An 11,212-nucleotide genomic window follows, 5' to 3' on the forward strand; every position below is an offset into this window, starting at 1 on the left:
AGGGGACAGGTCCGCGAGCTCGTCGGTGCCGATCCCGTGTTCCGGGACCGGGTCGTCGCCGATCGTCGAGAGGACGTCGTGGTAGAGCCGGAACCGGGTCGAGCCGCGGCGGGCGTCGACGTACACGAACCCCGGGAGAGTGGGTTCGACCGCCCTCGTCGTCGTCTGGATCGCCCGCCGCGGGCCGCTGTGGGACGCGAGGCGGTCGAACAGCGCGGAGACGACGGCGGACTTCCCGCTCCCCTTCGGGCCGTGCACGTAGGCGCTCGGCGGGAGCGTCCCGGAGAACGCCGGGCTGAAGACGTCGAGCAGGCGCTCGAACACCGGCCCCCGACCGGTGGGCGAGTCCACGTGTGAGACGGGGGAGACGGCGTCGAGGTCGACGAGGACGCCGGCCCCGGCGTCGTACCCCAGCCTGCGCTCGATCCGGTCGTCGATGTTCACGCTCGACCCTCCTGTGTGTCCGAATAAAACAGGCACGAAGCGCGGCGCTCGGTCCGACCGGCTCGCCGCCGCGACCTCACCAGCCGTCGGGCTTGTACCGGTTTATAAGGAGCGTCGAGGCGACGAACACGGCGGCCGCGACCGCGCCGACGATCGCGCCGGCGACGACGCGCGCCCCGACCGGTCCCTCCGCGGTCGCCGCCACCACGAGAGTGACGATTCCGGCGACCACGAGCATGTTTCGACCGTCGCGCCTCTCGAGTCCCAGCGTCTCCGCGTTCATATCGGCCCCTCTCGCCCGGCGACGTTAAATCCACCTCGAACGCCGTCGCCGGCCGGCGGTCGCGGCCGAGAACGGCACCGGCGACGACAACGGCGACGCGATCGCTCCCGCCGCCGTCCACAATCTTAACACCCCCGGCCGCCTCCCGCGGAGTATGTCCGAACCAGAGTTCGACGAGTCGGTCGTCAAGGCCGACAAGCGGAGCAAGGCGGTTGCGCTGATCGTCGCGATCGCCGCGTTCCTCGTCGTCCGCGAGCTCGTCGTCGACGTCCAGTTCGCCTCTATCGTCGCCGCGACCGCCGGCGTCGGCGTCCGGCTGTACGTCCCGTATCACGCGAGCGTTCGGGTCCCGGAGTCGGACCGGACGTCGCTCAGCGACCACCCGACGGTCGGGGCGTACCACCACGGCGCCGCCGGAATCGGGCTGGTGGTGCTGTCCGTCATCGCCGTCGCCGCGTTCGCGTTCACTCAAGGGTTCGTTACCTCGGTTGGTGTCGGGATCATCGCTGGTGTCGTTGCGTACGTGGTTCTTTCTTCGACGCTTCCGGCGGGATAAAAGCCGGAAGGCGACGCTTAGGTTCCCGGCACCCAGATGGAGCCGAGGACGCCGAGGATCGCCAGGACCGCGAGGATCGACGACGAGATGAAGATCGCCGCGGCCGGCGGGTCCACGTGAGTGTCACCGTGCGCGTAGAAGACGCGCTGGAAGGCCTCACCGATCACGGCGCCGAGGAGGCCGAACCCGGCCCCCGCGATCAGTCCGACCGTGCCGCTGAAGCCCGCTCCCGTGAACGCCGCCCACGCCGTCGCGCCCGGTAGCGTCATGTGGTGAGTGACCGGGATCCGGTCGACGCCGAGGTTCAGGAACAGCAGCGTCGCCGCGCTGATACCGAACCCGAGGAACACGTTCCCGGTCTGGATCGCGGCGTAGGAGGCCGCCAGTCCGGCGGCCGCACCGATCGCCGCGACGTGCGACCACTTGTACATGTTCGGCAGCCACGGCTCGACCGCGAGGCGGTCCTCGCTGGACTTGTCGCCGTCGCCGGGGACCTCATTCGGATCGCGCATCTCCTCGCGTTCGAACGGTCCCATGTCGAAGTAGCCGCTCGCCTTGCTGCTGACGTTGCCGATCACCGAGTAGCCGAACACCGCCCGGTGGACCAGCGCGCTGGCGACGACGGTGAACGCGATCGGGTCCGTCGGGATCGCCAGGTTCCGCAGCGTCTGTTCGAGCACGATGCCGAACACACCGAACCCCGCACCGACCGCGAGGATGTCAGGTCGACTCCCGAGCGCGAAGCCGATGTCCTTCGCGTTGTGGTAGTCGAAGCCGGACTCCATCGCGCCGTTCTTCGCCGCGTACGCCGACGCCGCCGCACCGCCGGCGAAGGAGATGTGCGGCCCGAAGACGGGACCGAACCCGACGCCGACGCCCGACCCCATGGCGGCGTCACCGCCCCACACGCCGGCGATGACGAGGAAGCCGGTGAAGATGAACGCCGGGAGCGCACCGAGCGCGGCGCCGAACGCCCCGCCGGCGGCCGCGCCGAGCCAGATGGTCGGGTCGAGCAGGATGTCGAGCACCGCGCCGATCGAACCGGCGCTCCACTGTGCGAGCACCCCGCCGGACTGCGCGAGCAGGTCGCCGGACGCGAGCAACGCCGAAGCCTCGGCGCTCATCTACTCGTCCTCCTCGTCGTCCTGTGCCCAATTGAGGGAGCGCTCGACCGCGTCGTCCCAGCGGTCGTACAGCTTGTCGACCTCTTCCTGCTCCTTCTCCGGCGAGAAGTCGCGGTCGATCTGCCAGTTATCGCGGAGCTCGTCGACGGTGTCCCAGTAGCCGACGGCGAGGCCGGCGGCGTACGCCGAGCCGAGCGCCGTGGTCTCGTCGACCTCCGGCCGGACGATGTCCGTCTGGATGATGTCGGCCTGCAGCTGACAGAGGAAGTTGTTCTTGACCGCGCCGCCGTCGACGCGGAGGCTGGTCATCTCGACGCCCGAGTCGGCCTCCATCGCCTCCGCGAGGTCGCGGGTCTGGTAGGCGATGCTCTCCAGCGTCGCCCGGACGATGTGTTCCTTGGCGGTGCCGCGAGTCATCCCGACGATGGTCCCGCGAGCCCGGCCGTCCCAGTGGGGGGCGCCGAGCCCGGTGAACGCCGGAACCATGTAGACGCCGTCGGTCGAGTCGACCGATCGGGCCAGCTCCGCGGTCTGTGCGGCGTTGTTGATCAGGTCGACGTCCTCGAGGAACTCGATCGCCGCGCCGGCGATGAAGATCGACCCCTCCAGCGCGTACTGTACCGGCTCGCCGGACATCTGGAAGCCGACCGTCGTGAGCAGCCCGTTGTCGGACGCGACGGCTTCCTCCCCGGTGTTCATCAGGTAGAACGCGCCGGTTCCGTAGGTGTTCTTCGCGTCGCCCTTGTCGAAGCAGGTCTGCCCGAAGAGCGCGGCCTGTTGGTCGCCGAGTGCGCCGGCGACGGGAACCGCCTCGCCGAGGAAGCCGTCCGCGTCCGTGTGGCCGTAGTAGTCCTCGTCGGAGGACGGTCGGACCTCGGGCACCATCTCACGCGGCACGTCGAACTCCTCGAGGAGCTCGTCGTCCCACTCCATGTCCCGGATGTTGTACAGCATGGTCCGGGAAGCGTTCGTGACGTCCGTGATGTGGTTGCCCGTCAGGTTGTAGATGAGCCACGCGTCGATCGTGCCCATCAGCAGCTCGCCGTCGCGGGCCCTGTCGCGGAGGTCTCGGCCGCGGGACGCCGACATCTTGAGCGGCTCCGCGTTGTCGAGGATCCATTCGGTCTTGGTCGCGGAGAAGTACGCGTCGCACTCCAGTCCGGTCTTCTCGCGGATCTCCTCGACCTTCCCGGCCTCCTGGATCTCCTCGACGCGGTCCGTCGTCCGCCGGTCCTGCCACACGAGGGCGTTGTGGACCGGCTTTCCGGAGTCTTTGTCCCACACGATCGTCGTCTCGCGCTGGTTGGTGATCCCGATCGCGTCGAGCTGGTCCGCCTCCAGCCCCGCGTCCGCGAGCCCGTCGAGGACGACCTGTTGGGTGTTCTCCCAGATCTCGATCGGGTCGTGCTCGACCCATCCGGGGTTCGGGTAAATCTGCTCGTGCTGTTCGTAAGCGTTCGTAACGACCTGGCCCTCGTGGTCGAACACCATGAATCGGGTGCCGGTCGTCCCTTGGTCTATCGCACCGACGTACTGTGTCATGTTTTGGATCCCTCCTGTGGCGCTGGTCCGCACGCGGCGACGCCGCCGATCCCGTCCCGGGCGCGTCCCGAGAGGGTCGCGTCCCGGCTCGGCCGGGATTCGGCTCCGTGAGGCGACCCCCGAGCGACCGCGTCCGACCCGCAGGCCGGACGCGCGGCCGCGTTTCGACGGGGGTCACCGCCGTCGCCGCGGTATATCTTCACGGAAGCTACCACGCCGTTCGTGAACATAATGTACTACCATAATAATCTAACTGTTAAAATCCGCTTTTGAGCGCGGTTCAAAAAGAGGATATATAAACAAACCGTTGGCGCTAACGCTTGCACTACTTGAACGTCCCTGATAGTTATGCGAACCCGTAAAGAGGAGGTAAAGTAAAGTGGACGGGGTCCGAGCGGTCGGTTATGGACCATCAGGTGGACGTCGTGGTCGTCGGGGGCGGCTCGACCGGCTGCGGCGTCGTCAGGGACCTGGCGCGGCGGGGGCTCGACGCGGTGCTCGTCGAGAAGGGGAACCTGACGCACGGCACGACGGGACGGATGCACGGGCTCCTCCACAGCGGGGGTCGGTACGCGGTCTCCGACCAGAAGAGCGCGAGGGAGTGTATCGAGGAGAACCGGGTGCTCCGCGACATCGCGTCCCACTGCGTCGAGGAGACGGGGGGGATGTTCGTCAAGCGCCCCGAGGACTCCGAGGAGTACTTCCAGGAGAAGCTGGAGGGGTGCCGCGCGTGCGACATCCCCGTCGAGGTGCTGGACGGCGAGGAGGCCCGCCGCCGCGAGCCGTACCTCGCCCGCGACGTCGAGAAGGCGATCGCGCTCCCGGACGGCGCGGTCGACCCCTTCCGGCTCTGCGTCTCCAACGCGGCCGACGCCCGCGAGCACGGCGCGCGGGTCGAGACGCACGCCCCGGTGACCGACGTGCTCGTCGAGGACGGCGAGGTCGTCGGCGTCGAGATCGAACACGAGACCGGCCCCGGCAAGCGGGTCCACCGCGAGCCCGGGACGACCGAGGAGATCCGCGCGCGACACGTCGTCAACGCCACCGGCGCGTGGGCCGGCAACGTCGGCGAGATGGCGGGCGTCGACGTAGAGGTGCGCCCGTCGAAGGGCGTGATGACCGTGATGAACACCCGACAGGTCGACACCGTCATCAACCGGTGCCGACCGAAGGGCGACGCGGACATCGTCGTCCCGCACGAGACGGCCTGCATCCTCGGCACGACCGACGAGGAGGTCGACGACCCCGAGGACTACCCCGAGGAGGAGTGGGAGGTCGACCTGATGATCGAGACGCTCTCGGAGCTCGTGCCCGCGCTGAAGGACGCCCGCACGCTGCGGTCGTTCTGGGGGGTCCGCCCCCTCTACGAGCCGCCGGGAACGGGCACCGAGGACCCGACCGACATCACGCGCGACTACTTCCTGCTCGACCACGGCGACCGCGACGACCTGCCGGGGATGACGACCATCGTCGGCGGGAAGCTCACCACCTACCGCATGATGGCCGAGTCCATCTCGGACCACGTCTGCGAGGTCCTCGGTCACGAGGCGACCTGCGACACCGCCGAGGCGCCGCTGCCCGGGTCGGAGAGCGACGCGCGGATGGAGGAGCTGATGGACGAGTTCGGGCTCCGCTCGCCGGTCGCCCGCCGTTCCGGGCAGCGGCTCGGGTCGCGCGCGGACGAGGTACTCGACGAGTACGACCCGAACCCGATCGTCTGCGAGTGCGAGGGCGTCACGCGCGCCGAGGTGCAGGACGCCATCGGCGAGGCGGGCAGCGACCTCAACGCGGTCCGGCTCCGCACCCGCGCCTCGATGGGGAACTGTCAGGGCGGCTTCTGCACCCACCGCATCGCCTCGGAGCTGGCGCGGGAGTACCCGGAGCCCGTCGTCCGCGACGCGGAGGACGAGCTGTACCAGGAGCGCTGGAAGGGCCAGCGCCACGCGCTGTGGGGGCGGCAGCTCTCGCAGGCGATGCTGAACCACCTGCTGCACGCGACGACGATGAACCGCGACGGCGACCCCGCGAACCTCGACGGCGAGGTCGACTTCGGCGCCTTCGACGCGGGCGCCGGGTCCGGCCCGGCGAGCGCCGACGCCGACGAGGGCGGCGACGCCGGGACCGCCGCCACCGACGGGGGTCGCGCAGGTGACGACGCGACGACCGACGGGGGTCGCGCAGGTGACAACGCGACGACCGACGGAGGGCGCTGATGGCGATCGACAGCGACGTCCTCGTCGTCGGCGGCGGGCTGGCGGCGATCACGGCGGCGATTTCGGCGTCCCGCGAGGGTGCCGACGTGCGGCTCGTCTCCCACAAGTCGAGCACGCTCCGGCAGGCCTCCGGGCTGATCGACGCGCTCGGCTACGTCCCGGCGACGGAGCCGGCGCAGCCGCTCCGCGAGGGACCGCCGACCGCGGGCCGCGAGCTCGACCGCGACGAGTGGCCCGACCCCGAGGGACCCCTCGCCGACCCCTTCGAGGGGATCGACCGGCTCCCCGAGAGCCACCCCTACCGGGTCATCGGCGCGGACGCGCTCCGGGAGGGACTCGACCTGTTCGACGAGCTCGCCGGCGACGCGTACCGCGGGAGCCACACCGACCGTAACGCGCTCCTGCCGACGTTCGGCGGGAGCGTGAAGCCGACCGCGCGGTACCCGGCGGCCGCGGAGGCGGGGCTCGCGAGCGACGACCGGCCGGCGCTCATCGTGGGGTTCCGGTCGCTGACGGAGTACGACGCGCGGGCGTTCGCGGGCCGGCTGGAGGCCGCCGGCGTCCCGTTCGACGTCGCCGGCGCGGAGGTGGAGTTCGCGGAGGCGTTCCGGGCCGACGCGAAGGTCACCCGGCTGGCGAAGGCGCTCGACCACGACGAGGAGATCGACGGCGTCCCCGCCCGCGAGGCGCTCGCGAAGGCGGTCGCCCCGCACCTCCACGACGTCGTCGACGAGGCGGGCGGCGTCGACCGCGTCGAGCGCGTCGGCTTCCCGGCGTTCCTCGGCGACGACCGCGGCGACGAGGTGCGCGCGGAGCTGGCCGACCGGCTCGGCGCCGACGTGTTCGAGATCCCGATGGGGCCGCCGAGCCTCCCGGGGCTCCGCCTGGAGGACACGCTCTACGACGCGCTCGACGCCGAGGGCGTCCGGTTCGAGACCGGCAACCCAGTCGCCGGGATCGAGACCGAGGCGGACGGCCGGATCGAGACGGTCGCCGTCGATCGGAAGGGGAGGGAGACGCCGTACGGCGCCGACGCCTTCGTGCTCGCGACCGGCGGGCTCGTCGGGAAGGGGCTCGACTCGGACCGCGAGGGCGTCCGCGAGCCCGTCTTCGACTTACACGTCGAGCAGCCCGACGACCGCTACGAGTGGTTCGTCGACGACGCGTTCGGCGACCAGCCGTACGCGCGGTTCGGCGTGCGCCCCGACGAGCGCGGGCGCCCGCTCGACGGGGACGGCGAGGCACAGTACGCGAACGTCTTCGCGGCCGGCGGCGTCGTCGGCGGCGCGGACGCGGCGCGGGAGAAGTCCGCGAGCGGAGTGTCGCTCGCGACCGGCCTCGTGGCCGGGCGGCAGGCGGCGACGGAGGCGACCCAATGACACGAGACACACCGGACGACACGGGGGCGACGGACGGAACGGGGAGAGAGCGCGGCGACGGGAGCGAGCCGCGGGCCAGTCCCGGCGTACCGGAGGCGGGCCGCGACGAACAGCCGTCGATCTTCGTCCCCGACGACGGGGAGCGGGCCGGCGGGAGCGAGGCCGACGAGAGCGAGGCCGACGAGAGACCAGCCACCGACGGCGGCGTCGAGAGCGCGACCGGCGGCTCCGACTCGGCGGAGCTCGACCCGGACGCGTACGACCCGGTCGACGTGTTCCCCGGCGGCGACCTCGACCTCCGCGAGGGGGCCGACTCCTGCTACAAATGCACGAGCTGCGACACCTCCTGCCCGGTCGCCGAAGTCGACGACGAGTTCCCGGGGCCGAAGTTCCAAGGGCCCGAGCAGTGGCGCCTCAAGCGCAAGGACGACCACGACATCGACGAGTCGATCACCTCCTGTTCGAACTGCATGCGCTGCGACGACGCGTGCCCCTCTTCGGTGCCGCTCTCGCAGATGCACAACGAGGCGCGCGGCCAGTTCGTCGAAGAGCAGATGGAGAAGCTGTCGGTCGAGTACGTCCGCAACCGGATCTTAGCGAACTACCGGACCTCGGCGCGGCTGGCGAGCGTCTTCCCGCGCACCGCGTCGTTCGCGATGAACTTCGGGCCGGTCCGCTGGGCGATGGAGAAGACGCTCGGCATCCCGAAGGAGCGCGACTTCCCCGAGTTCGCCACGGAGACGTTCCGTGAGTGGTGGAAGGCTCGCGGCGGCGCGCAGGTGGAGGACCCGGACAAGCGCGTGGCCTACTTCCACGGCTGCTACTCCAACTACAACACGCCCGAGGTCGGCAAGGCGATGGTCCGGGTGTACGAGCACTTCGGCTACGAGGTGATGGTCCCCCCGCAGAAGTGCTCCGGCACCCCGATGTTCGCGAACGGGATGCTGAAAGACGCCCGCCGGCACGCGGAGACGAACGTCGAGAGCCTGATCGAGGCCATCGGCGAGGGCGCGGACGTGATCGCCTCCTGTACCTCCTGCTCGATGTCGCTCCGGCAGGAGTACCCGGAGCTGTTCGACATCCACGGGATCGAGGACGTCTCCGAGCACACCTACGAGGCGCTGGAGTACCTCCGGATCCACGAGGACCTGGAGGGCGAGCTCGCGGGCAGTGAGCTCGCGGACGATCGGTCGTACGCCTACCACGCGCCGTGTCACGCCCGCAATCAGGGGCTCGCCCGGCAGGCCGTCGAGACGTTCCGCGACGTCGACGGCGTGAACATGGAGGACGTCGGCGACTCCTGTTCCGGTATCTCGGGGACGTACGGCTGGAAGGAGGAGAAGTACGAGAAGTCGATGAAGATCGGCGAGGAGATGTTCGAACACATGGAGGACGCCGAGGGCGACGTGGGGATGACCGAGTGCCCCACCTGCGCCATGCAGATGGAACACGGGACGGGGTACGAGATCAAACACCCGCTGCAGCTGCTCGAAGAGACCGTCGGCGCCTGAGCGAGAGGCGCTGAGCGGGAGGCGATCCGACCGCTCCCGCGGTCGGTCGGTTCGCCTGGGAACACCGTCGGTTCGCCTCGGAACACCGTCGGCTCGACGCCCGGTCAGCTCGGCGACGCGTCCGTTTCTCAGACCGGATAAGCGCGGACAAACGTTTAATGAGCGGAGTTCCCGAGACGGCCTACGTGACGCTCGAACAGCTCCTCGATCGATACGACGACGTCGAGCGATCCATCGTGGTCGTCAACCGTACCGACCCCGACCCCGTTCTCAACATGCTCACGGACACGTTCGGCGACGCGGTGCAGGTGGCGGACCGGAGCCTCGCGGGCGACGGGGGCACCGGGTCCGACCCGACCGAGACCCGATCCGACCATCCCGGCGCGCGATCCGACGGACCCGCTGATGCGAGCGGGGCGGGGCTCTCCGCCGAGCGGCTGACGATGCGATCCCCGGACGCGGGCGAGAGGCCGGTGATCGACGTCGACGCGCTCCGGCGGAACGACGCCGTCCCGTTCGACGGCGACGACCCCGGCGGAGTGGAGAACCTCGCGCTGCTCGTCGAGGGCGACGAGGTCGTCGCCGGCTCGACGCTCGGCGAGCTCGGCGACGCGGTGTTGTTCGTTAACTCGGACTTGTACGTCACCGGGAGCCGAACGCTGGAGGATGTCGACCTCCCGTCGGTGATAAGCGGCCTCGAAGACACGACGTTCACCCTTCGGGGCTACCCCGAGTCGAACCGCCAGAAGCTCCTCCTCATCACCATCTCCCGGTTCATCGAACGCGCCGCCTGGGTGGCCGGCGACGGGACGCTGCGGTCGTCGTTCCAGCGCCTCTCGCGGATCGAAGACGAGGTCGGTACCCGCGAGGTGTACGAGAGCGTGGTCGACGCCGGCGTCGACACCCACCTGTACGGCGTGCCGGACGACCTCCCTCGCGGCCTCGACGCGGTGGTCCACGGCGGCGACAGCCGGGACTTCACCCACAGCTGGTTCGTCGTGTACCGACCGCCCGGGGGACCCACCTCGGTCGACGGCGGCGCGGGATCGGACCTCGATCGCGGCATGGACGGCGGCGTTGGCCTCCTCGCCGTCGAGGCGGAACCGCGGGTCTGGCGCGGGATGTGGACGTTCGACGAGGGGCGCGTCCGCGCGATGAACCGGTACATCGAGCGGAACCTGTAGGGACGGCGAGCGAAATCCGTAACGAGAAATCGGAGCCGGATTTACGCGTCTCGGGCTGAATCCAACCCGTGAGTTCATATTCTCCCAGCGGTGACGGGATATCATGTTCACGGAGCGGTCCGACCTCGTCGGCGACGACGACCCGATGCGCGGGTACGGCGTCACGGTGACGCCGGGACGGGACGGACCGCTCGTCTTCGTCGCTGGCTACGGCGAACCGAACCGACTGTACGCCCGCGAAGGCGACCGGTTCGTCGATACGGCCTGCGGCATCGTCGCCGACGGGACCCGCCACGGGATGGGCGTCTGCGCGGCCGACCTCGACGCCGACGGCTGCGAGGAGGTGTACGTCCACAACTGCACCAAGGGCGTCGACGGCGGCGGCGACCCCGACCTCCTCTTGAGCCGCCTCGAATCCGACGGCTACCGCTGGACGGACGTGTTCGCGCTCGACGTGAACGCCGACCGCCTCGACGTGCGCGCCGGCCGGTCCGTCGCCGCTCTCGACCGGCTCGGGACCGGCCGGTACGGGGTCGCCGTCTCCGGGTACGCCGCGCCGCTCGCGTTCTACGAGCTCGGCGACGACGGCGAGATAACCGACATGGCCGGCGCCGTCGGGCTGGAGGTCGACGGCGGCTGTCGGTCCCTGCTCGCGGTCCCGCACTGCTCCGGGGAGGGCGATCTGTTCGCGGGCGTCGAGCGCGGCCCGAACCGGCTGTTCCGCAACGAGAACGGCCACTACGACCCGACCGGCGGCGGCGCGCTGGCCGACCCCGCGGGCGACACCCGCGGCGCCTCCCTCGTCGACGAGGGCGGGACGTTCGCCTTCGCCGTCGGCAACGAGGACGGGCCGAACCGCCTCCTCCGTCACGGATCCGGCGGCGAGTTCGAGGACGTCGCGTCGGCGGCCCTCAGCGAGCCCGACCGCGTCCGGACGGTCGTCGCGGCCGACTTCGACAACGACGGCCGCGACGAC

General features: G+C 70.2%; 10 protein-coding genes. 6 read left to right on the top strand and 4 right to left on the bottom strand.

What is annotated here, in order from left to right:
- Both DJ81_RS01940 and DJ81_RS01945 read right to left on the bottom strand, forming a co-directional pair.
- On the bottom strand, window positions 1-444 hold a 444-nt coding region (locus tag DJ81_RS01940), incomplete at its 3' end, for an AAA family ATPase (protein WP_141212506.1).
- A 76-nt stretch (window positions 445-520) separates the two neighbouring features.
- Window positions 521-727 (bottom strand): hypothetical protein, encoded by a 207-nt coding sequence (locus DJ81_RS01945; RefSeq protein WP_094522269.1) that lies wholly within the window; start codon window positions 725-727, stop codon window positions 521-523.
- A 154-nt stretch (window positions 728-881) separates the two neighbouring features.
- On the opposite strand from DJ81_RS01945, the gene DJ81_RS01950 reads away from it, so the two are divergent.
- Window positions 882-1,283, top strand: a complete 402-nt coding sequence (locus DJ81_RS01950; protein ID WP_094522270.1) for a hypothetical protein — start codon at window positions 882-884, stop codon at window positions 1,281-1,283.
- A gap of 17 nt (window positions 1,284-1,300) precedes the next feature.
- Here the strand turns inward: DJ81_RS01950 and DJ81_RS01955 are convergent, their stop codons facing one another.
- The gene (locus tag DJ81_RS01955) at window positions 1,301-2,407 is read right to left on the bottom strand and encodes a hypothetical protein (protein ID WP_094588185.1); all 1,107 of its coding nucleotides are present in this window, start codon (window positions 2,405-2,407) and stop codon (window positions 1,301-1,303) included.
- Entirely contained in the window at window positions 2,408-3,949 is a 1,542-nt protein-coding gene (gene glpK, locus DJ81_RS01960; RefSeq protein WP_094522272.1) for a glycerol kinase GlpK, read from the bottom strand.
- Window positions 3,950-4,353: 404 nt separating this feature from the next.
- Here glpK and glpA point away from each other — a divergent pair, with 404 nt between their 5' ends.
- From glpA to DJ81_RS01985, 5 genes are all read left to right on the top strand, one after another.
- On the top strand, window positions 4,354-6,162 hold the full coding sequence (glpA, locus tag DJ81_RS01965; RefSeq protein ID WP_094588187.1) for an anaerobic glycerol-3-phosphate dehydrogenase subunit GlpA: 1,809 nt from the start codon (window positions 4,354-4,356) through the stop codon (window positions 6,160-6,162).
- Complete coding sequence (gene glpB, locus DJ81_RS01970; protein ID WP_094522274.1) at window positions 6,162-7,541, top strand: glycerol-3-phosphate dehydrogenase subunit GlpB; 1,380 nt, start codon at window positions 6,162-6,164, stop codon at window positions 7,539-7,541. Before glpA ends, glpB begins: the two co-directional genes overlap by 1 nt.
- On the top strand, window positions 7,538-9,052 hold the full coding sequence (locus DJ81_RS01975) for an anaerobic glycerol-3-phosphate dehydrogenase subunit C (RefSeq protein WP_094588189.1): 1,515 nt from the start codon (window positions 7,538-7,540) through the stop codon (window positions 9,050-9,052). Before glpB ends, DJ81_RS01975 begins: the two co-directional genes overlap by 4 nt.
- Window positions 9,053-9,237: 185 nt before the next feature.
- On the top strand, window positions 9,238-10,236 hold the full coding sequence (locus DJ81_RS01980; protein WP_094528265.1) for a hypothetical protein: 999 nt from the start codon (window positions 9,238-9,240) through the stop codon (window positions 10,234-10,236).
- Window positions 10,237-10,339: 103 nt separating this feature from the next.
- Window positions 10,340-11,212, top strand: an 873-nt coding sequence (locus DJ81_RS01985; RefSeq protein WP_141212507.1) for a VCBS repeat-containing protein, incomplete at its 3' end; no start/stop codon positions are given.

The organism is Halorubrum sp. Hd13 (assembly GCF_002252755.1).
GTDB lineage: Archaea > Halobacteriota > Halobacteria > Halobacteriales > Haloferacaceae > Halorubrum.

Excerpts from the sequence above, each read along its gene's own strand:
- glpK (WP_094522272.1), bottom strand. The coding sequence starts at position 3,949 with ATGACACAGTACGTCGGTGCGATAGACCAAGGGACGACCGGCACCCGA.
- DJ81_RS01975 (WP_094588189.1), top strand. The coding sequence starts at position 7,538 with ATGACACGAGACACACCGGACGACACGGGGGCGACGGACGGAACGGGG.
- DJ81_RS01950 (WP_094522270.1), top strand. The coding sequence starts at position 882 with ATGTCCGAACCAGAGTTCGACGAGTCGGTCGTCAAGGCCGACAAGCGG.
- DJ81_RS01955 (WP_094588185.1), bottom strand. The coding sequence starts at position 2,407 with ATGAGCGCCGAGGCTTCGGCGTTGCTCGCGTCCGGCGACCTGCTCGCG.
- DJ81_RS01945 (WP_094522269.1), bottom strand. The coding sequence starts at position 727 with ATGAACGCGGAGACGCTGGGACTCGAGAGGCGCGACGGTCGAAACATG.
- glpA (WP_094588187.1), top strand. The coding sequence starts at position 4,354 with ATGGACCATCAGGTGGACGTCGTGGTCGTCGGGGGCGGCTCGACCGGC.
- glpB (WP_094522274.1), top strand. The coding sequence starts at position 6,162 with ATGGCGATCGACAGCGACGTCCTCGTCGTCGGCGGCGGGCTGGCGGCG.